Consider the following 22,217-nt stretch of genomic DNA (forward strand, 5'->3'; position numbering starts at 1 on the left):
GAGAGCAAAATGGCTAAGACAAATCATAAAAAGAAGACAAAGAAGATGGGCAGAAGCCGGATGAGACGGGCTGTGATGGGAACGCTTTCCGCGATCCTGATGATCTCTGCGATCATTGTGGCACTTGTTCCGATCTCGGAATCCCGTGCGGATTCCGATCCGACAGATCTGATCACAGCTGCAACTGCCAATCCGGATGCATACATACCTGCTTATACGAATACGGGAAATTATCCGGTATATGCCAGCGGTGACGGTAATTTCAGAGCTGCATACGGAAGCAACGGTGGTTCTATGACCGGTGTTATCGTCTATTATGATCAGAATAATGTCATTTCCGGGGCAACACTGGAGATTCCGGATGAGATGCCGGCATTTTTGTACAATAAAGATACAAGCAGCTATATTGCGGTAAACGACAGAAGAGAGTTTTTATTCTATACATCGCAGGAAGCGGCAGATGCTGTTTATGATGAAAACGGTGCACTGGTCAGCCCGGCGCAGAACCAGATTCTTTCTCCATGCACCTATGATACACAGGGCGCATGGCAGGGCACACAGCTTTATGTGGTACCGGGGGCGGCTCTTGGTAATGTGGAGATTGTTTCCGGCAATACGGTTCCTTTTGCGGCGAGTAACCAGCTGATCATACCGGTACAGTATGTCGGCAGTACCAGATATGAAGTGGATTTAAATAATGTGACTTCAGACGGCGTGGACGGTCAGTATGTAAGTGACGGTGTCGGTGTCTTTGAAGGAGCAACAAACTTCTCCAGATTGGTCGTACCGGAGCGTATCCTTGCGATCGGTAACAATGCATTTAAGGGCTGTCAGATGCAGTCCATTAAGATTGAAAACGGTGTCAACAGTATCGGAAACAATGCATTCCAGAACTGTAACCAGTTGACAACGATCGATTTTACAGAGCCGACCAATTTAAAAGAGATCGGTGATTATGCCTTTGCAGGCTGTACCTATCTGGGTGCGGTCAAAGTACCGGATCAGGTAACAAAACTTGGAAATTATTGCTTTAAAGATTGTACGAATCTGACTGCGATCAATATTAACGGTGTCAGTGATGACGGCAATACATCCCTGACAACAATCGGTAACGGTTTGTTCTACAACTGTATTTCTCTTTCGCAGGTTGTATTCCCTGAACGCGTCAGCAATATAGACAGTGTGCATTATACCTGCTATGGTTGTAGCAGCATGACTTATCTGGGACTGCCGAATAATGCTGGTTCTACAGATCAGATATTCAAATATGACAATGTGACGGGCTGTAACAGTCTGGATACGGTAAAGGTTCCGGCAAGAGATCTGAAGCTTGATTGTGGCTGCGCTGCCAATACGGGAAACGGTTACGATAATATTTATACAGGTGGCAAAGATATTTTCAGCAGTGAAAACCTTGGTAAGAACTCTGCTTTTGAAGGAGACTATGAAGTCAGCGACCAGTTCTGCATCCTTGCATATTCCCAGTCTTATGCACATACCTATACGCAGAAGCATGATCTTGCATTCGGTTATTTAGACAGTGGTTATGAAGGCTGGTACGAAAAGCTTGTAGACGGTTATGCTTTTTGTGTTAATGAAAGTAACGAATTGATCCGTTTTGAGAAAAAGGATGAATCCAGTGATGGCGCAAATGTTATCATTCCGGATAATATTGCAAAATACCATGTGGCACGGATCGCAAGAGATACTTTCCAGAACAATACGGATATCAAATATCTGTATATCCCTGCATCTGTATCATCCATTGATACCAACGCATTTTCCGGTTGTACTTCACTCCGTACCGTCAAGTTCGATAATGCGGCTTCCCTGCAGCAGATCGGGCAGGATGCATTCAAGACGGGCGTAACACTTGCGGATGTTGATAAAAACGGAGACGGTGTTCCGGAGGAAAGCCTGTGCTTTATCGGTGATATTTCCTCTGCAAGTGTTCCGTTTACCTATGCGATGAGTACGGCGAACAATTATAATGCACCGTCCGCACCGACGCAGTATATCAGATATTGCAGTGATTTTCCACAGAATCTGCAGATCCAGCTTGTTGTCAAGAAAAATGCCAATACGAATGAGATTGAATCTGCAACACCAATGCTTGTCGGTGTTCCGACGGAAGATCAGTTAAAGGGAAACGGAAGCTACAGTTTAAGTACTTATACAGGAAGCAGTAAATATGTCCGTACACAGCAGGAAGAAAATGATATTGTTGCAAGTGCGAACAGTAAATACAGAAATAATCTGAACAATCCGGATACGGCGATCGACCTGACAGAAGAAGAACAGGGTGTCATCGATGCGGTATATCATGTCCATGTGCCGGAAGGCGTTACCGCTTTGAAGGATGATCTGTTCCAGAATAATACAGCTGTACAGAGCGTGATCTTAGATACGGTAGCAGAAATACCGGATCAGGAATTTGACGGCTGTACGAGCCTTAAGACGTTTATTATGAGCGAGAGCGGCGCAGAAGGCGGAGAAGTGATCGGCAAGCGTGCATTCAATAACTGTACTGCTTTAACGGAAGTGACTCTGCCGGGAACGGTCAGCACCTTTACAGAAGTACCGTTTGCAGGCTGCAAAGAACTCACCGATGTTGGCTTTACATCGCCGGGCGGATATGCCTGTGCGGACGGACTGCTCTGCAGCGTAGATGGCAGCGGCAACAGAACAGGTGTGGTAGAGTGCTTAGAATCAAGAGGTATTAAGATCGGTGCTTCCAAGATTAGTTCTTCGGAACTTGCCGGAATTACAGATATTGCACCTTGTGCCTTCCAGAACTGTACCGGTATCAGAGAGGCATATCTCGATGAAGTGAACACAACGCTGATCCCGGATTACTGCTTTGACGGAGCGACGCAGCTTTATTATTGCAGCCTGTCTGATTCTGTAAAGAGGATTGGCAAATATTCATTCCGTAATACAGCACTTTCCACGATCCGTATTCCGGGCAGTGTACAGTCTATCGATGATGCAGCATTCATTACAGATGATGGTGCGGGCAATGTCAACTATATCCAGGGACTTACCGTACAGTGTGAGGAAGACAGCCCGGCTTACTGGTACTGCGATGACAAGGACGGTATTACCGCAGAGACATATTCCAAGACATATACCGTTACCTTCCTTGACTGGGATGGTTACGTATTAAAAACACAGGTTGTCAACAGCGGTGCCAGTGCAGATGCGCCTCGTGTAGAGAGAAAGGGCTATGTACTGACAGGCTGGACAAAAGATTTTACAAATGTCAGGGAAGATATTACAACACAGGCAATTTATGAGGCGGATAATTCAGCACCGATTGATGGATATTATTCTGTAATTTTCCAAGATTATGACGGATTGTATACATGGGACACACAGTATCTGCAGGAAGGCAGTTATCCGACGACACCGTCCGTAACACCGACCAGAAAGGGTTACAAGTTCAGCTACTGGTCACCGTCTAACTTTGCAACGATTGCCATAACGGGTGATATGATTGTCAAGGCATATTATGTGGAAGATCCAAATGCCAGCGACGACAATAATAACAATAATAATGGAAACAACAATAATAACGGAAATAACAACAGTGGTAATAACACAGCAGAAACAAGTTATACCGTTACTTTTGTGGATTATGACGGAAGCGTGCTGGATACCCAGATTATAACAAGTGGAAGCTGCCCGACAGCAACAACTGTGACACCGTCCAGAAAGGGCTATACCTTCACAACATGGTCACCGTCCAACTATACGTCTGTTCCGGTTACAAGTAATTTAACAGTAACTGCACTTTATAAAAAGGGAACAGCATCGACGGGAGATATCGGAACGGGTGATATTTCTTCTGATACAACCAAGGGAAACACGAATAACGGTAATACAAATAATAACGGAAACGGAAGTAACAATGGTAATCCGAATAATACCGGAGCAACAACTGCCTCTCCGAAGCCAACGGCAACGACAAAAGCGGGAACAACAACCGTAGCCAACCGGAATGGCAGTGTCAGCAGTAATACGGTGAACAGAAGACCAAATGCATCAACGGGAAATACAAGAGTGGAAGTAACCAAATCCGGTATTTCAAACAGAGGACTTGTTTCCGCTACGGTATCAGGTTCTAATGATAACTTTGTAATCAAGATCTCTGACAGTGAGGATGCAAAGAATCAGGTAGAGCAGGCATTGCTGGCTTCTTACGGATCATTGGATGATCTGAAATACTTTGCAATGGATATCAGCCTGTATGATTCGACCGGAACAACAAAGATTGCAGATACAACAGGCATTACCGTTACGGTAACAATGCCAATCCCGGATGCGCTTGCAGGTTATGCAGGTAATAACAAAGCCGGTGCGGTCAATAACGGTGTCTTTGAGAAACTGGGTTCCAGATTGCTGACGATTGATAATGTACCTTGCATTTCCTTTACTGCAACACACTTCTCTCCATATGCCATTTATGTGGAGACAAACAATCTGACGCAGGCGCAGATCAGTGATGCAACACCGAAGACCGGTGATCCGATCCATCCAAAGTGGTTCCTGGCAATGGGGCTTGCACTGTTATCCATTCTGTTGTTCTTTGCAAAAGGTTCAAAAAATAAGGTTGTAAAAGTGATCGAATGAAAAAATACGGAAAAAGAGTAATCGGTGTCATGCTGATGGCGCTTGCCATTGTACTGACCCAGATCCCGATGCCTGTTTTAGAGGCAACGAGTGCAACTGCAGATTTTGAAAGAGATGGCGATACGCTCATCCATTATACAGGCACAGCTTCGGCTGTGTCTGTTCCTGCTGGAATAAAAGAAATAGCACCGGAAGCGTTTGCGGACCAGAACGGTATCACAAAGGTCTACATTCCATCTTCTGTGGAGAAAATCGGAGAGGGCGCATTCCGTAACTGTACCAATCTGAAAGAAGTTTACCTGTCAGATGGGGTGAGTACGATCGAAAGCGGGGCTTTTGCCGGCTGCGGCTCTTTATCCGGTTTTACACTGCCTAAAACGCTGGAAACGGTCGGGGCAGGTGTTTTCTCGGGAGATACGGCGCTGAAATCGGTCAACATTGGAAAAAATCCCATGTTTTCTTATGCGGATGGAGTCTTATATGACAGAGATCAGACAAAGCTGATCGAAGTGATGCCCGGCAGAGAGGCAGAAACACTAAATATGCCGACAACGGTAACAGATATTGAACGATATGCATTCTGGGGACAGACTTATCTGAAGGAGGTCACGTTATCTCCGAATCTGAGTGAAATCCCGGAATATGCATTCTCAAACTGCACCAGTCTGCAGAAGATTTCTATTCCGTATTCTGTCCGCAGGATTGCAGCAAAGGCATTTGAGGATTGCACGAATCTGGGTAATGTTACAATTCCGCCATCTGTCACAACAATTCATGATACGGCGTTTGATGGCTGTGATAATCTGAAGATTCAGGCAGAGGATGGCAGCGTGGCACAGACCTTTGCACAGGAACGAGAGCAGAATCAGACGGTATCTGCCATGCTGCAGGATGATGTGGCAGTCGGCAATTTTTATAATAAGCAGGATGCGGAGCAGGAAGCATCCGCAGTATCGGGAAACAGTACAGGAACCGGTGACTATGATGTTAATCATCCGGCTGATGTTTCCAATCTGGACGTTTCCAAATATTATGCCAATGATCCGTCTTCCGTTCTGGGCAAGACAAGGATCGTACAGAATCAGGCAGTTGTGATGATGGATCCGAAGGCAGAAGAAAATAAACAGGAAACGGAACCGGTTGAAGAGAAAAATTATGAGCTGCTGGATGATATCTCGCGGGATAAGGTAAAGATCAAGCAGTTTTATCAGGACCAGTCTCTGGGACTGCAGGAACTGCCGGCCGTTACGGAAATCGGCGATTTTGCTTTTGCAAGAAGCTCTTTACAAGGCATAATACTGCCGGACGGACTCAAAAAGATCGGTTATGGCGCATTTTATCATTGCGATGCCCTGACAGATGTAGAGATTCCATCATCTGTATCAGTGATCGAGCCGGAGGCATTTGTCAAGACACCGTATCTGGAAAACTGGCTGGCAGGATCGGGGGATGCTTATCTGATCGTTGGAGACGGCGTTTTGCTTGCCTACCGCGGTGACAAGAGCAGCATTTCCATTCCGGAAGGCACAAAGAAGATTGCAAGCGGTGTATTTTCCGGGCATACAGAGCTTACCTGGGTCAACCTTCCGGCTTCTTTGACGGAGATCGGTGAAGCAGCATTTTCCGGCTGTACCTTTCTGGAGAAGCTGACAGGTGGAGATAACGTCCAAAGGATCAAGGACAGGGCGTTTCTTGGATGCCCATTAAAAGAAATTAATATTGGAGCGCAGGTAAAAGAGATCGGGCTTGGTGCTTATCAGAATACAGGTGCGCAGGCAGCCATATTTGCGGGAGAAAGCCTTCCAACGCTTTCCTTTGAAAAGACAGCAACCAGACTGGACAATGCCAATCTGCGCAGCATGGCATTTGACGGTGTGGAAACGGCAGTGATCGATGCATATGTTCCGACCTGCAGAGATACGATCTTAGATCAGCGGTATCTGGGCTTCCGGGGACTTGTGATCTCGCCGACAGGTGCAAGCACCGCACAGCTGCGGTATTGTACGCTGGAGCCTAATGCACAGAAGCTGGTGGAAGTGCCTGCAACCGTCAGAGCCGGAGATACGGTTTATACGCTGACCGGCGCAGATGCAGATGCATTCTCTGCGTATGAGACGTTTTCCGACTGGTCAGACGGAGAACTGGCAGGTATTACATTACCGCCGGCACTTGGCAGTATTTCGGATTATGAACCGGATCTGTTTGCAGATCAGACAGCCGACCAGACGGGAAGCACTGATACGCAGAACAGTACGGGAACAACAGATGCGACAGGCAATACACAGAGTACAGATCAGACCGGTAATACAGCAGCAGGCACACAGAATACCGCACAGGACAGCAGCGAGGCAGATACCTCAAATACAGTCGTACTGGATGAAGCTGTATATCCGAATGCAGATCTGATCCGTGCAGAAGTGCGGGATGATACAGAAGGCTTCCGCCTGCTTGTCAATACCGATGCGGACGCCCAGAAAAAGCTGACAGATGCAGTGGCTGCACAATATGGCAGTCCGGTGGCAGGGCAGCTTACCACATTTGACCTGAAGCTTGTGGAAAAGAAGACAAATATTCCGATCAGCAGCTTCGGCAAAGAGCAGGTAACACTCAAAATTCCGATCTCAGATACGTTGAATGAGCAGGATATTTGTGTGGTAACCCTGAATGAGGATGAGGAACTGGAGCTTTGCTACGGAACAAAGTCGCAGGAAGGCGATGTTTCTTATCTGACGGTACATACGAGCCATTTTTCCGCTTATGGTATTTATGCGGGGATCGGTGACGTGGCACAGATGATCCGGCAGGAAAGTGAGGCACTTCTGCGCAAGGATGCTTCTCCGGACACAGGGGATCGTTTCAACCCGAAAACAGCAGGTGTGATCCTGTTATTCTGTATAGGGATGCTTCTGCTTTTGTACCGCAGAAAACCGATCGTAAAATAAAAGTGCATAAAATTTGGAACAGTTGCATATAAGAACTCCCGGCATATGATAAAAGAAAAAGCCGGGAGTTTTTTGTGAACAGGGTCAGAAAACAAATTCATTACAGCCGGGCAGAACAGGAACAACTGACCGGTTATCATATCGGTGTCGGAGTCTTGGATTCCGGCATTTTTCCACATGAGGATCTGAAAGATCAAATCAGGGCATTTCGTGATTTTACAAATAAATATCAATTACCATATGATGAGACGGGACATGGCACACATGTATGCGGTATTCTGGCGGGAAACGGACGTGTTCTGCGCGGAAAGTATAAAGGCATGGCGCCGTACTGTGATCTGTATGTTGGTAAAATACTGGATAAAAGGGGAGAAGGAAGTCTGAAAACACTGCTTCGTGGGCTGGAATGGCTGTTATCGATCGCGGGAAGCTGTCATATCCGTATCATCAATATATCGGTCAGCAGTATTGTATCTGCCAGACAGGAAGAACAAAGGAGACTCTACGACCTGTTTCATCACGCTTATGAAAATAATATACTGATCGTGACAGCGGCGGGCAATCTGGGCCCGGGAGATAATACGATATCAAGACTGGGGGATACGCCCTATGTGATCTGTGTGGGCTGTCATGACGGAGATCTGGACAATGGAGGACTGCGCTGTCAGGACTGTTCTGGGCGCGGACCGGGAGAGAATGTATGGAAAAAGCCGGATATTGTAGCACCGGGCACACAGATCATTTCCTGTCAGGCTGCATACGGCAAATATGTGGCAAGAAGCGGTACGAGTATGGCAACACCGATCGTCAGCGGACTTCTGGCACTTGCCTGGGAAAAATACCCGTATTTGAACGCCATGCAGTTGAAGCGCAAGCTGATCGTTTCCGCAACGGATCTGGGCGAAAGCTATCTGATGCAGGGAGCGGGAATGGTGGATGTTGAAAAAATGCTGTCCTAAACCTTGACATGCACTGTATGATTGTATACAATTATACACGTATGGCTGAGGTGTCAGCCTGAAAATAGGAGGCAGCACGAATGAACGAAGAAAAAACCTTTGAAAACAGACCCGTGACCATGAACCCGAAGAAGAATCTTCTGGAAATTGAGGAGCATATGTACATCCTTGATGATGTCGAAAAACCGAATGTGTTCCGTAATATGTTTCCTTATTCCGATATTCCGAAGATTCCTTTTAATGACCGTATTGTACCGCATAATATGCCGCGTGACATCTGGATCACAGATACGACATTCCGTGACGGACAGCAGTCAAGGGCGCCTTATACGACCGAACAGATCGTGACGATCTATGATTATCTGCACAGACTCGGCGGACCGAACGGTATGATCCGTGCCAGTGAGTTCTTTTTATACAGCAAAAAGGACAGAGATGCCGTGTATAAATGTATGGAAAGAGGGTATCAGTTCCCGGAGGTAACGAGCTGGATCCGTGCCAGCAAGGAAGATTTCAAGCTGGTAAAGGAAATTGGTATGAAGGAGACAGGTATTTTGGTAAGCTGCTCTGATTATCATATTTTCCTGAAATTAAAAATGACAAGAAAACAGGCGATGGAACACTATCTGAGCGTTGTACGTGACTGTCTGGAGGAAGGCATCAGCGTACGCTGCCATCTGGAGGACATTACCAGAGCGGATATTTACGGATATGTTGTTCCGTTCTGCCTGGAGCTGATGAAGCTCATGGAAGAATACAAGATCCCGATCAAGGTCAGAGCCTGCGATACGATGGGATACGGCGTCAACTATTCCGGTGCTGTTATTCCGCGAAGCGTACAGGGTATCATTTATGCGATCCATACGCATGCAGGTGTTCCGCATTCCCTGATCGAATGGCACGGCCATAATGATTTTTACAAGGCGGTTGTCAATTCCACGACCGCATGGCTGTACGGCTGTTCCGGTGTCAATACTTCTCTGTTCGGTATCGGAGAAAGAACGGGTAATACACCGCTTGAAGCAATGGTATTTGAGTATGCACAGCTTCGTGGCAGCTTAAATGGTATGGATACGACTGTGATCACAGAGCTGGCAGAATATTATGAAAAAGAGATCGGCTATCATATTCCACCGAGAACACCGTTTGTCGGCAAGAATTTTAATGTAACAAGAGCAGGTATTCATGCGGATGGGCTGTTGAAAAACGAAGAGATTTATAATATATTTGATACAGAGAAGTTTTTGAACAGACCGGTTCTTTGTGCGGTATCCAATACATCAGGTCTTGCAGGTATTGCACACTGGATCAATTCTTACTACAAGCTTCCGCCGGAAAAGCAGTTTAAGAAGAGTGATCTTCTGATCCATGAACTGAAAAAATGGGTGGATGATGAATATGAGAATGGCCGTGTAACGGTTCTGACAGACGAAGAGCTGATCAGAGAAATTAAAAAAGTATGCGTGATACTGCATATGGATTATGACGCAATTTTCAGCAAGTAGGAGGCAGTTATGTCTGATTACAATTTGCAGCAGGAAGTATCCGATAAATATTCCCTGCGCGGAAGAGTATTCCACAAGATCAGAGAAGATATTTTAAACGGAAAGTACAAGCAGAATGAAGAACTCAGAGAGGCAACGATCGGTGCAGAGCTTGGTGTATCGAGAACTCCCGTCAGAGAAGCATTCAGACAGCTTGAACTGGAAGGACTTTTAAAGATGATCCCCAATAAGGGCACTTATGTAACGGGGATCACCAGAAAGGATGTGCACGATATTTATATGATCCGTTCCCTGTTAGAGGGCTTATGTGCCAGATGGGCGACGGAAAAGATCACACCGGAGCAGCTGAACGAAATGGAAGAAAATGTATATCTTTCCGAGTTCCATGAAAACAAAGGTCATTCCGACCAGATGGCAGAGCTGGATAACCGGTTCCATGAGATTTTATACGAATCCTGTGATAGTAAAATGCTGGAGCATCTGCTCCGTGATTTTCACCAGTATGTATACAGGATCCGCCGTATGACACTGGCAAGTGAAAAGAGAGGACGGGCTTCCAACAAGGAGCATCGTGAGATCATGGAAGCCATCAAGGCGCATGATGCGGATAAGGCAGAAAGACTTGCCAATTTACACATGATCAATGCCTATGATAATATGGTAAAGAACGGTCTTATTGATATTTTTGATGAAAATGATGAAGAAAAAGGAGAACAGGAACATGAGTAAAATTCAGATGACAACACCGCTTGTGGAAATGGACGGAGATGAAATGACAAGAATCCTCTGGAAGATGATCAAGGATGAACTGCTGCTTCCGTATATTGATCTGAAAACAGAGTATTACGATCTTGGTCTGGAACACCGTAATGCAACAGATGATAAAGTAACAATGGAATCTGCACTTGCCACAAAGAAATACGGTGTTGCTGTCAAATGTGCAACGATCACACCAAATGCTGCCCGTATGACAGAATACAATCTGAAGGAAATGTGGAAGAGCCCGAACGGAACGATCCGTGCAGCACTGGACGGAACTGTTTTCCGTACACCTATTGTAGTAAAAGGCATCGAGCCATGTGTCAGAAACTGGAAAAAGCCGATCACACTGGCAAGACATGCTTACGGTGATGTTTATAAAAATGCCGAGATCAAAGTACCGGGCGCAGGAAAAGCAGAGCTTGTCTTTACTGCAGAGGATGGCAGCAAGCAGGTAGAGCTGATCCACAATTTTGAAGGCCCGGGCGTGATCCAGGGTATGCACAATACAGACAAATCGATCACAAGCTTTGCAAAAGCATGCTTTAATTATGCGCTTTCCACAAAGCAGGATCTCTGGTTTGCCACAAAGGATACGATCTCCAAAAAGTACGATCATACTTTTAAGGATATCTTCCAGGATATTTATGACAAAGAATATAAAGAAAAATTTGAGCAGGCAGGTATTACATACTTCTATACACTGATCGATGATGCGGTAGCACGTGTTATGAAGGCAGAAGGCGGCTTTATCTGGGCATGCAAGAACTATGATGGTGATGTTATGTCAGATATGGTTTCTTCCGCATTTGGTTCCCTTGCCATGATGACGTCCGTGCTGGTATCTCCAAGCGGCGTGTATGAGTATGAAGCAGCCCACGGAACCGTACAGAGACATTACTACAAGCATTTAAAGGGCGAAGAGACTTCCACAAACTCTGTTGCAACGATCTTTGCATGGACAGGCGCACTCAGAAAGCGTGGAGAACTGGATGGCAATCAGGAGCTTACAGAGTTTGCCGATAAGCTGGAAAAAGCAACGATCCAGACGATCGAAAGCGGCCGTATGACAAAGGATCTGGCACTGATCACCAGCCTTACCGATGTACAGGTCTGCAACAGTATGGAATTTATTCAGGAAATCAGAAAAACATTTGAAACATTATAAGGATGCAGACGATGGATTTTATAACAGGAGCGTTTTTACTCTTTTTCATGATCTGTGTGACAGTATATTATGTAATACCAAAAAAGGGGCAGTGGATATGGCTGCTCCTTTGTAGCATATTCTTTTATCTGTGCGCTTCCGTGAAACTGAGTATTTTTATTTTGTTTAGTATCATAAGTAGTTTTGTGGCTGCAAGACGGCTGGAGCAGCTGTGCATGCAGGAACAGGCAGGAAAAGCAGCTTGGGGTATACACAAAAAAGTGGTGATGGCAGCACTGATTGGAAGTAATGCCGGTTTATTGTTCCTTTTGAAATTTGCTTCTTGCGGCAGTTTTCTGGTAACGAGACTGCATCTGGGCAGGCTTGCCTTTCTGCTGCCGATGGGAATTTCCTTTTATACACTGCAGATCATTGCTTATGTGGTGGATGTCTACCGTGGAAAATATCCGGCGGAAAAGAATTTCCTGCAGTATATGCTGTTTGTCATGTATTTCCCACAGATCCTGCAGGGGCCGATCGCAAGATTTGACCAGCTCAAAAAACAGCTTTGCAGCGGGCATGCATTTTCTTATGCAACCTTTGTCGGCGGATTTGAACTGATGATCTGGGGCTATTTTCAGAAGCTGGTGATCGCAGACCGCGCAGCAGTCATTGTGGACAGACTGTTTGGAGAATATCAGTCGTATGCAGGCGTGTATATGCTGCTTGCAGGTGTGCTGTACAGCATCCAGCTTTATACGGATTTTAACGGCTGTGTCTGTATTGCCAGAGGGGCTTCCGAGATGCTGGGGATCACACTTGCCCAAAACTTTGATCATCCGTATTTTTCAACCTCCATTCAGGATTTCTGGCATCGCTGGCATATTTCCCTGAGCACCTGGCTGCGGGACTATGTGTATATCCCGCTTGGCGGAAACAGGAAAGGAAAGCTTAGAAAGTATATCAATATTCTGTTGACCTTTCTGGTCAGTGGGCTCTGGCATGGTATGGGACTGACTTACCTTGTCTGGGGACTTCTGCACGGGCTGTATCAGGTGCTGGGCAGTCTTTTAATGCCGGTGCGGGACGGGCTCGTCAGCCTGACAAAAACAAACCGGAGCAGTTTTTCACATCGGTTTATGAAACAGATCTGTACCTTTTTCCTTGTTATGCTGGCATGGATCTTTTTCCGGGCGGATTCTGTGACGCAGGCATTGCAGATGATCCGGCAGATGGCTGTGTTTAATCCATGGGTGCTTTGGAACCAGTCTGTTTATCTGCTCGGACTGGATGCGAAAAATGTCTGGATCCTGTTCTTTGCAATCGCCACATTATTGGTTGTCAGCATCATGCAGACAAAGATGGATATCAGAGGCTGGCTGGCAAAGCAGGGGATCGTATTCCGTTATGCAGTGCTGTATCTTGCCTTGTTTGCGGTTCTGATCTTTGGCATTTACGGGCCGGGCTATGATGCGGTCCAGTTTATTTACGGAGGATTTTAGACATGAAAAAGAAAACGATAGTATTGCGGTTTTTCCTATTTTTTGTGTTTTTTATCCTGCTGTTTCTGGTCGCATCGGAAGTGCTGAAGGATAAACGTATCGTGCAGGAATATGACGCATCCGCCAAGGTGAAAGGCTTTTATGAAGAAAAAGAGGATACACTGGATTTTGTATTTGTGGGAAGCAGCCAGCTTTATGCGGATATTGCACCGGCGGTATTATTTTCGGAATATGGTATGACTTCCTATGATTTCTGTGCCAATGAGCAGCCGCTCTGGATCTCATATTATTATATCAAAGAGGCGTTGAAGCATCAGAAACCAAAGGCGATCGTGCTGGATGTCTTTACGGTATATGGCGCAGAGTATGAAGAAGAAGGCGTCAATCATATCAACATCGATGATCTGCCATGGAGCATGAATAAGGTGCGGGCGATCCGAGATGGGGTACCCGGGGAATTACAGTATTCCTTTTTCCTGACGCTGACAAAATACCATGATACATGGAACACCTTGGATGAGGCTAAGATAGAGAGCAGCTTTTATCATAAGAGAAATGTATACAGAGGCTATTCGCCGTTTACGGTAAGACATGCATATGGAGAGGCTGCACCGGATGAGGTTGTCATGCAGACAGAAAGAGAAGCTATTCCGGACAGGGCAAGGATCTGGCTTGATAAGATCGTGGAGCTTACAAATGAGGAAGGTGTTGACCTGATTCTCATAAAGACGCCGAACGGAAATGCGGACAGACAGAAGCTGTACAACAGCGTTTCGGATTATGCCAAAGAGAAGGAGATTCCTTTTGTCAATATGAACACGGTATTTGACGGAGAAGCACATATTAATGTGCTGCAGGCAGAAAAGGTGACGAGGTACATTGGGGATTATCTGGCAGCGCAGTATGAAATCACAGACAAACGAAAGGACGCGGCTTTTGCGGACTGGGCAGAGGACAGTGCTTATTTTTACCGGAAGAAAGCCAAATGTGAACTGATCAGCACAGATGATATGAAGGCTTATACGGATCTCTTGTCCCGGCAGGATTACGTGACGATGGTGGCTGTCAAAAGCAGTGATCATACTTCCATTTCACAGGAACAGAAGGAATGTCTGGCAGTACTCGGACTGCATCCGGACTATACTATGGGAGGAAACTGGTGCTATCTGGCGCTTCTTCGAAATGGCAATGAACCGGCTTTGGAATTTCAGACGCAGACAGAGAACACGGAAAGTTATAAGTTGCCTTATGAAAAGGGATGTCTTATTACAAGCACAGCGGCAAAAGCATCTGAAAAAGACTTTGCGGGTCTGCCGCACAGCTTCACCCTGCAAAGCAGTCTGCAGAAAGACGGCTTGCATGCATCGCTTCTGATGGGGGAAGATGATTACTGTCTGGATCAGGATGGCATCAATTTCTTTGTATATGATCCAGTGCTTTCGGAAATCGTGGAATTTACAGCCTTTGCACCGGGAGAACTGGAAGCGGTGCGGAAATAAACGGAAGATGTGAAAAGACTTCTTTGGTAAAACAGAGAAGTCTTTTTTCATGGGCGCATTTCTGATTTGTTTGAGAAGTAGATTCTTGACTTCTCATGTTCTGTTTGTTATCATAAAGCATATTCAAGACTGCCTGAAGGCAGTATCTAAGAGCATTAGCTCGTATTCAATGGGCATTTCGCCCGAATTTTCAACAATTATTGAAACTATAAATTGATAAGGAGGGCATTTTATGTCACAAAAGGAAAAATCAGTTAGTTCAGATGTGCGGAATATGTCGCAGGTATCGGAGGATCTGAAAAATGCAACAGGGACAATCCCATACACATTTTTAAACGATTACATGTTTCGGGTAATATTGCAGAAACACAAAAATGTATTACGTTCCATTGTATGCGCTTGTCTGAAACTGAAAACAGAGGAAGTACAGGATCTTGTTGTGCAAAATCCGATCGAGCTTGGGGAAGCGATTGATGACAAAACATTTATTCTGGATATCAATGTACTTCTCAATAACAATACGATCATCAATTTGGAAATGCAGGTACTGGATCTGAAGGACTGGTCGGAAAGGTCTTTATCCTATTTAGCCAGAAGTTATGACAATGTTGTAAAAGGAGATGATTACATCAATGTCAAACCGGTATATCATATCGGATTTTTAAACTACACGCTTTTCCCAAAGTATCCGGAGTTTTTTGCTAAATACCGGATGATGAATCTTAAAAATCACAATGTATATACTTCAAAATTCAACCTGTATGTGGTAGACTTAACACAAATAGAACTGGCAACAGAAGAAGACAGAGAATCAGGACTTGTATATTGGACAAAAATCTTCAAGGCAAAGACGTGGGAGGAGCTGAGACAGATGGCAGAAAGAAATCAGGAATTACAGGAAGCCACTGAGGCATTATATGTTTACAATCAGGATGAAATAGTAAAACAACAATGCCGTGCAAGGCAGGACTACTACAATCATGAACGAGGAACTCAGAGAAGGTTAAAAGAAAAAGATGCGATAATTGAAGCGCAAAAAATTGAATTGGAAGAGAGCAATGCAGCTCTCAAAAAGAGTAGAGAAATGCTGAGAAATTCTGTAAAATTACTTGCACAGACTATGCATATCTCGGAAGAAGAGGCGTGCAAACAGCTTGGTATCCGTAGGGAAGATTATCAAGAAACAAATTGAAATGCAGAAGGCAAATAAAAAGACCCCTCAGGGGTCTTTTTATTTGGTATAAATCTGTTTCAGATAGTCAACTCTTGCAGTCATATTGTCCATCATCAGATCCAAAACGGTCAAAGCGGTCATGGCTTCGACCACAACAACAGCTCTTGGCATGATGACCGGATCGTGGCGCCCTTTGATCTGAATGTCAATTTCTTCGCCGGCTTTGTTGACCGTGTGCTGTGTCTGGAAGATGGATGGGGTCGGCTTCACATAGGCGCGGAGCAGGATCTGGCTGCCATCGGAAATGCCTCCCAAAATACCGCCGCTGTGATTCGTTTCTTTGATAACCCTGCCATCCTTCATACAGAAGCTGTCATTATTTTCACTGCCATGCATATGAGCCACTTTCGTGCCATCACCGATCTCAAACGCCTTGACAGCACCGATCGACATCACGGCTTTGGCAAGGGAGGCATCCAGCTTGTCAAAGACAGGTTCTCCGATGCCGGCAGGAACACCGTCTATCCTGCATTCGATCACACCACCACAGGAATCCTTCTGCTCCATACAGTTTGTAAGGTAAGCTTCTGCTTCCTGGGAAGCTTTTCGGTCAGGCATAGCGGTAGAAGTCGTTAAAATAGCCTCGCGGTCAAACTGTTCCATGGAAGCCTCGACGGGACCGATCACTTTTGTGTAAGCACAGACTGTAACGCCAAGCTCCTGTAATAATTTACAGGCGATCGCACCTGCTGCCACACGACCGATCGTTTCACGTCCGGAGGAACGACCGCCGCCGCGATAGTCGCGGAAGCCGTATTTGGCATCAAAGGTGAAATCCGCATGTCCCGGTCTGTAATAGGATGCGATCTCGGAATAATCGGAAGACCGCTGGGATGTATTTCTGACCAGAAGTGCGATCGGCGTTCCGGTTGTTTTGCCTTCAAATACACCGGACAGAATCTCAACCGCATCCGCCTCTTTACGCGGTGTAGCGAATTTGGACTGACCGGGCTTGCGACGATTTAAATAAATCTGTATATCCTCTGCACAAAGAGAAAGACCTGCGGGACAACCGTCGATCACAACGCCGAGCCCTTCTCCATGCGATTCGCCGAATGTTTCTATTCTGAAATGCGTTCCAAATATTGAACCAGCCATAATATGTATCCTTTCTACTTTTGTTCGTATCATCTGCCTTTCCATTATATCGAAGTTTCTTTTTAATGACAATGAAAAAAATAAATGCTATAATTACACCATAAAATATGTGAAAAATACAAAATTACTGGTGATAAAATGAAAGAAACGACAGTGATCAGAAAACTTTTGCTGCTTGTGGCGGCAGTCTTTTTCTTTCTGATCGGAAATAGTATGCTGTATCAGGGCAATGCAGCTTTTTTTATGGATCAGGTGCAGGAGGACGGGCAGTCGGTTAATCAGACCTACAGCTTGGCAGATGTACTGTCAGCGGGTGACGGGCTTTCGTTATCGGAAAATACAATAGATACCGTAGAGGTGGAAACAGGAGAAGCCTGGGAAGCGTCCTTTGACCTGAATGCGTGGAATCTGCTCCTTGTCAATAAGCAGCATCCGATCCCGGAGGATTATGAAGTGAAGCTGGGCGTGATCAAGGGAAGCATGAAATGTGATGAGCGGATTATTCCGGAGCTTACCGAAATGATGCAGGATGCTAAAAAGGATGGGATTACGCTGGTAGTCTGTTCGCCTTACCGTGATATGGGCAGACAGGACATGCTGTTTAACCGTAAGATCAAAAATTATATGAAGAAAAATGTTTCTTTTCTGGAAGCGTATAAGGAGACCGCACAGGCAGTCACAATCCCCGGTGCAAGTGAGCACCAGATCGGACTGGCACTTGATATCATATCAAACACGTATACGGCGCTGGAAGAGGGCTTTGCAGATACAGCCGCAGGCAAATGGCTGGCAGCGCATTGTCAGGACTATGGCTTTATCCTTCGTTATCCAAAGGGAAAAGAAGAAATTACGGGAATTGAATTTGAACCGTGGCATTTCCGCTATGTCGGAAAAGATGCGGCGGCGATCATCATGGAAGAAAATCTGACGCTCGAAGAATTTGTCCAGAGAGTCAGACAACAATAAGACAGATAAGAAAGGAAACATCCAATAAAGGAAATGATTGGATGGAGTATGAAATATGAAACTGATATCATGGAATGTAAACGGATTACGAGCCTGTGTGGGCAAAGGATTTATGGACTTCTTCCGGGAGGCGGATGCGGATGTCTTCTGCATTCAGGAATCCAAGCTGCAGGAGGGGCAGATCGAGCTGCCGCTTGCGGGCTATCATCAATACTGGAACTATGCGGAAAAGAAGGGATATTCCGGAACGGCTCTTTTTACAAAGAAAGAGCCGCTGCAGGTAACATATGGGATCGGGATCGAGGAGCATGACAGGGAAGGACGCGTGATCACAGCAGAATATGAAGATCTGTATGTGGTTACGGTCTATACACCGAATTCCCAGCAGGAGCTTGCCAGACTTTCCTATCGTATGACGTGGGAAAAGGCATTTTTAGACTATGTCAACGGACTGAAAAGCAGAAAACCCGTTATATTCTGCGGCGATCTGAATGTGGCACATCAGGAGATCGATCTGAAAAATCCGAAGACAAACCGCCACAATGCAGGCTTTACAGATGAGGAAAGAAGCTGTTTTGACAAGGTTCTGGCATCCGGCTATATTGACACCTACCGCTATTTTTATCCGGATACGGAGGGCGTTTATTCCTGGTGGTCATACCGGTTTAAGGCAAGAGAGAAGAACGCAGGCTGGCGTATCGACTATTTTGTAGTATCGGAAGATCTGAAGGATCGTCTCGCAGGCGCAGCGATCCATACACAGGTCATGGGATCGGATCACTGTCCGATCGAGCTGGATCTAAATGCAGTTGACACAGCTGCTGTTTAAAGCTATCATATAAACTCTGAGCGACTATAATGGCAAGGAAATAAGGAGATACAGATGTATAAGATTTTAAAGCAGGAAGGGGCTGCCAAACGGGCAGAATTTCAGACCGTTCACGGAACGGTACAAACACCGGTATTTATGAATGTCGGTACGATCGCAGCGATCAAGGGAGCGGTCGGAACAGAGGATCTGGAGCAGATCGGAACGCAGATCCAGCTTTCCAATACGTATCACCTGCATGTGCGTCCGGGCGACGAGATCGTGCATAAGCTGGGCGGACTTCATAAATTCATGGTATGGGACAAACCGATCCTGACGGATTCCGGCGGATTTCAGGTGTTCTCCCTGGCGGGACTGCGTAAGATCAAGGAAGAAGGCGTTTATTTCCATTCCCATATTGACGGACGTAAGATTTTCATGGGACCGGAAGAAAGTATGCAGATCCAGTCCAATCTTGCTTCTACGATCGCCATGGCATTTGATGAATGTGCACCGTCCAAGGCTGACCGCAGCTATGTACAGAATTCCGTAGATCGTACAGCACGCTGGCTTGCCCGCTGCAAGGCAGAAATGCAGCGCCTGAACCAGCTGGATCGTACGATCAATAAAAATCAGCTTCTGTTTGGTATCAATCAGGGCGCGGTTTACGAGGACATCCGTATCGACCATGCAAAGCGTATTGCGGAAATGGATCTGGACGGCTATGCGATCGGTGGACTTGCCGTCGGCGAGACACATGAAGAAATGTATCATATTATAGAGGAAACAGTTCCCTATCTGCCGAAGGACAAGCCGACTTATCTGATGGGTGTCGGAACACCGGCAAATATTCTGGAAGGCGTAGAGCGCGGTATCGATTTCTTTGACTGTGTATATCCTTCCCGGAACGGACGTCACGGACATCTGTATACAAAATTCGGTAAGATCAATCTGTTCAATGCCAAATATGAGCTGGACGAAAGACCGATCGAGGAAGGCTGTCAGTGTCCTGCCTGCAGAAGATATTCAAGAGCTTATATCCGCCATCTGTTAAAGGCAAAAGAAATGCTGGGCATGCGGCTTTGCGTGCTGCACAATCTGTATTTCTACAACCATCTGATGGAAGAGATCAGAAATGCACTCGATGAAGGCAGATTTGCCGCTTATAAGAAAGAAATGCTGGAAAGCATGGCGGCAGGCGAGCAGCAATAGGCAAAAATAGGCTTGCAAGATCCGTCTAATTTGTGTATGATAACTGTTAGCATATTTTATGTACATTTTAATCTGGAGGAAAAAACATGGGTATTTTATTATCTGAAACAGCAGCATCAAATTCAATGTCAGGTGTAGTCCTGGTTGTATATCTTGTATTTATCGTTGGTTTTATTTATTTCTTAATGATCCGTCCGCAGAAGAAGGAACAGAAGAAAATGAACGCTATGCTTTCCCAGCTTGCGATCGGCGACAGCATTTTAACAACAAGCGGTTTTTACGGCATGGTAATTGATATCAATGATGACCAGGGTACTGTGATCGTTGAGTTCGGTAATAACAAAAACTGTCGTATCCCAATGAATAAGACAGCAATCGTACAGGTAGAAAAGCCTGACGCAGAATAAAAACGAAAAAGTAGAACCCAGGGCAGATAAATGGATGCATTTATTTGCCCTTTTTATGTAATAGGAAACTTCGTTCCTATTACATAAGTATCTTATGATGCAGGACATATCGTGGAGGTAAATATGTATAAAGAAATCGCAAAACTGATCATGTACGGTAATATGAAGGAGGATACGATCCTGGTAAAGCTGGGAGAGATCTTCCGCGCATTTGACGAAAAGACAGAAGACAATGCGCAGCTCATCCGGGATATCTATACGCAGCTCAAGCGTCTTTTGGAGGTGGCAACGGATTACGGCTTTGACCATAACCTGTGGCATAATTATCTGACGTATCTGCTCATCACAAATGAAAATCCGTTCAGCCTGACCTGCGAAAAGGTCGGTGCGAATGAAGGAAGTGTCAATATTTTTGCAAAGAACGATTTCCGGGTGTTCCGCAATCTGTTTTTCTTTGATTTTAAACCGATCGAGGAAGCACTCGGTATCCAGTGCTTCAGCATTTTGTCCGATTACAAGGCAATCGGCAAAAAAGAGCTGATGTACAATAAAAATGTCAGCGAAAAGGTACAGGCACTCAGTGAAAAGCTGGAGCAGACAAAGGATGAAAACGAATTTTTTGATGCGGTCACCGATTTTTACAAGGCTTACGGCGTCGGTATGTTCGGTCTGAACAAAGCATTCCGTCTGATCGATAAGGGACAGGGCGAGCCTGACTTTTACCCGATCAACAATCTGGATAAGGTCATGCTGGATGATCTTGTCGGCTATGAGATCCAGAAAAAGAAGCTGATCGACAATACAGAAGCGTTTGTACAGGGCAGAAAAGCCAATAATGTACTGCTGTTCGGTGACAGCGGAACCGGTAAATCGACGAGCATCAAGGCGATCGTCAACCAGTACTATGATCAGGGACTCCGTATGATCGAGATCTACAAGCACCAGTTCAAGGATCTGTCCGGTGTGATCGCCCGGATCAAAAACAGAAATTACCGTTTTATCATTTATATGGATGATCTTTCTTTTGAAGAATTTGAGATCGAATACAAATTCCTGAAGGCTGTCATTGAAGGCGGCGTGGAAACAAAACCGGAAAATATCCTGATCTATGCGACATCCAACCGTCGTCATCTGATCAAGGAAAACTGGAATGACAGAAATGATATGGAGCATACGCAGGATATGCACCGCAGTGATACCATGGAAGAAAAGCTTTCTTTGGTCAATCGTTTTGGTGTCACGATCAGTTATACAAAGCCAACTCCGAAGGAATTCATGGAGATCGTGATCACACTGGCAAGAAAGCAGGGCATCACAATGTCCGATGAAGAACTGAAGAAAGAAGCCAATAAATGGGAGCTTTCCCATGGTGGTATTTCCGGCAGAACGGCACAGCAGTTTGTCAACTATCTGGCAGGTATGGCAGAATAACCGGAGTGCATGAAGCCTATATCAAATAGTTATATTATGCTCTTTTGTTATGAAATAGATTGATGTATACAAAGATATCATGTAAGATAGAACATAGGTTTATGTACGCATACAGA

Annotated in this window: 15 protein-coding genes; 14 read left to right on the forward strand and 1 reads right to left on the reverse strand. The window is 45.4% G+C overall.

Annotated features, from left to right (window positions below):
- The first annotated feature begins 9 nt into the window (after positions 1-9).
- The 9 genes from KQI22_RS00290 to KQI22_RS00330 all read left to right on the forward strand — a co-directional run bounded on the left by KQI22_RS00290 (position 10) and on the right by KQI22_RS00330 (position 16,137).
- Positions 10-4,632: a leucine-rich repeat protein gene (locus KQI22_RS00290; RefSeq protein WP_216550092.1), complete on the forward strand. Its 4,623-nt coding sequence runs from the start codon at positions 10-12 to the stop codon at positions 4,630-4,632.
- A complete protein-coding gene (locus tag KQI22_RS00295; RefSeq protein ID WP_216550093.1) occupies positions 4,629-7,574 on the forward strand; it encodes a leucine-rich repeat domain-containing protein in 2,946 nt (981 codons plus the stop codon). Before KQI22_RS00290 ends, KQI22_RS00295 begins: the two co-directional genes overlap by 4 nt.
- Positions 7,575-7,648: 74 nt before the next feature.
- The gene (locus KQI22_RS00300; RefSeq protein ID WP_216550094.1) at positions 7,649-8,533 is read left to right on the forward strand and encodes a S8 family serine peptidase; all 885 of its coding nucleotides are present in this window, start codon (positions 7,649-7,651) and stop codon (positions 8,531-8,533) included.
- A gap of 80 nt (positions 8,534-8,613) precedes the next feature.
- Positions 8,614-10,038, forward strand: a complete 1,425-nt coding sequence (locus KQI22_RS00305) for a 2-isopropylmalate synthase (protein ID WP_216550095.1) — start codon at positions 8,614-8,616, stop codon at positions 10,036-10,038.
- 9 nt (positions 10,039-10,047) lie between these two features.
- Positions 10,048-10,767, forward strand: a complete 720-nt coding sequence (locus KQI22_RS00310; protein ID WP_216550096.1) for a GntR family transcriptional regulator — start codon at positions 10,048-10,050, stop codon at positions 10,765-10,767.
- Complete coding sequence (locus KQI22_RS00315) at positions 10,760-11,965, forward strand: NADP-dependent isocitrate dehydrogenase (RefSeq protein ID WP_216550097.1); 1,206 nt, start codon at positions 10,760-10,762, stop codon at positions 11,963-11,965. The genes KQI22_RS00310 and KQI22_RS00315 overlap by 8 nt, the downstream gene beginning before the upstream one ends.
- 215 nt (positions 11,966-12,180) lie before the next feature.
- On the forward strand, positions 12,181-13,446 hold the full coding sequence (locus KQI22_RS00320; RefSeq protein WP_216550098.1) for an MBOAT family O-acyltransferase: 1,266 nt from the start codon (positions 12,181-12,183) through the stop codon (positions 13,444-13,446).
- Positions 13,447-13,448: 2 nt separating this feature from the next.
- A complete protein-coding gene (locus KQI22_RS00325; RefSeq protein ID WP_216550099.1) occupies positions 13,449-14,945 on the forward strand; it encodes a hypothetical protein in 1,497 nt (498 codons plus the stop codon).
- Positions 14,946-15,177: 232 nt separating this feature from the next.
- The gene (locus KQI22_RS00330) at positions 15,178-16,137 is read left to right on the forward strand and encodes an Rpn family recombination-promoting nuclease/putative transposase (RefSeq protein ID WP_216550100.1); all 960 of its coding nucleotides are present in this window, start codon (positions 15,178-15,180) and stop codon (positions 16,135-16,137) included.
- A gap of 39 nt (positions 16,138-16,176) precedes the next feature.
- On the opposite strand, the gene aroC is transcribed toward KQI22_RS00330, so the two are convergent.
- The gene (gene aroC, locus KQI22_RS00335) at positions 16,177-17,277 is read right to left on the reverse strand and encodes a chorismate synthase (protein ID WP_216550101.1); all 1,101 of its coding nucleotides are present in this window, start codon (positions 17,275-17,277) and stop codon (positions 16,177-16,179) included.
- Positions 17,278-17,415: 138 nt separating this feature from the next.
- On the opposite strand from aroC, the gene KQI22_RS00340 reads away from it, so the two are divergent.
- From KQI22_RS00340 to KQI22_RS00360, 5 genes are all read left to right on the forward strand, one after another.
- Positions 17,416-18,243 carry a M15 family metallopeptidase gene (locus tag KQI22_RS00340; RefSeq protein ID WP_216550102.1) on the forward strand — a complete coding sequence of 276 codons (828 nt, stop codon included), beginning with the start codon at positions 17,416-17,418 and terminating at the stop codon, positions 18,241-18,243.
- A gap of 55 nt (positions 18,244-18,298) precedes the next feature.
- Entirely contained in the window at positions 18,299-19,072 is a 774-nt protein-coding gene (locus KQI22_RS00345) for an exodeoxyribonuclease III (RefSeq protein WP_216550103.1), read from the forward strand.
- 54 nt (positions 19,073-19,126) lie between these two features.
- Positions 19,127-20,263 (forward strand): tRNA guanosine(34) transglycosylase Tgt, encoded by a 1,137-nt coding sequence (gene tgt, locus KQI22_RS00350; protein WP_216550104.1) that lies wholly within the window; start codon positions 19,127-19,129, stop codon positions 20,261-20,263.
- Positions 20,264-20,349: 86 nt separating this feature from the next.
- Positions 20,350-20,670, forward strand: coding sequence for a preprotein translocase subunit YajC (gene yajC / locus KQI22_RS00355; RefSeq protein ID WP_216550105.1), 321 nt, complete (start codon positions 20,350-20,352; stop codon positions 20,668-20,670).
- 123 nt (positions 20,671-20,793) lie between these two features.
- Positions 20,794-22,101, forward strand: a complete 1,308-nt coding sequence (locus KQI22_RS00360) for an ATP-binding protein (RefSeq protein WP_216550106.1) — start codon at positions 20,794-20,796, stop codon at positions 22,099-22,101.
- Positions 22,102-22,217 lie beyond the last annotated feature (116 nt).

This window comes from Kineothrix sp. MSJ-39, assembly GCF_018917935.1.
Taxonomy (GTDB): Bacteria; Bacillota; Clostridia; order Lachnospirales; family Lachnospiraceae; genus CAG-194.

Bases quoted from the DNA above. Each gene is read 5' to 3' on its own strand.
- tgt (WP_216550104.1), top strand. From the start codon at position 19,127: ATGTATAAGATTTTAAAGCAGGAAGGGGCTGCCAAACGGGCAGAATTT.
- KQI22_RS00330 (WP_216550100.1), top strand. From the start codon at position 15,178: ATGTCACAAAAGGAAAAATCAGTTAGTTCAGATGTGCGGAATATGTCG.
- KQI22_RS00310 (WP_216550096.1), top strand. From the start codon at position 10,048: ATGTCTGATTACAATTTGCAGCAGGAAGTATCCGATAAATATTCCCTG.
- KQI22_RS00295 (WP_216550093.1), top strand. From the start codon at position 4,629: ATGAAAAAATACGGAAAAAGAGTAATCGGTGTCATGCTGATGGCGCTT.
- KQI22_RS00360 (WP_216550106.1), top strand. From the start codon at position 20,794: ATGTATAAAGAAATCGCAAAACTGATCATGTACGGTAATATGAAGGAG.
- KQI22_RS00315 (WP_216550097.1), top strand. From the start codon at position 10,760: ATGAGTAAAATTCAGATGACAACACCGCTTGTGGAAATGGACGGAGAT.
- KQI22_RS00345 (WP_216550103.1), top strand. From the start codon at position 18,299: ATGAAACTGATATCATGGAATGTAAACGGATTACGAGCCTGTGTGGGC.
- yajC (WP_216550105.1), top strand. From the start codon at position 20,350: ATGGGTATTTTATTATCTGAAACAGCAGCATCAAATTCAATGTCAGGT.
- KQI22_RS00320 (WP_216550098.1), top strand. From the start codon at position 12,181: ATGCAGGAACAGGCAGGAAAAGCAGCTTGGGGTATACACAAAAAAGTG.
- KQI22_RS00290 (WP_216550092.1), top strand. From the start codon at position 10: ATGGCTAAGACAAATCATAAAAAGAAGACAAAGAAGATGGGCAGAAGC.
- KQI22_RS00325 (WP_216550099.1), top strand. From the start codon at position 13,449: ATGAAAAAGAAAACGATAGTATTGCGGTTTTTCCTATTTTTTGTGTTT.
- aroC (WP_216550101.1), bottom strand. From the start codon at position 17,277: ATGGCTGGTTCAATATTTGGAACGCATTTCAGAATAGAAACATTCGGC.
- KQI22_RS00340 (WP_216550102.1), top strand. From the start codon at position 17,416: ATGAAAGAAACGACAGTGATCAGAAAACTTTTGCTGCTTGTGGCGGCA.
- KQI22_RS00305 (WP_216550095.1), top strand. From the start codon at position 8,614: ATGAACGAAGAAAAAACCTTTGAAAACAGACCCGTGACCATGAACCCG.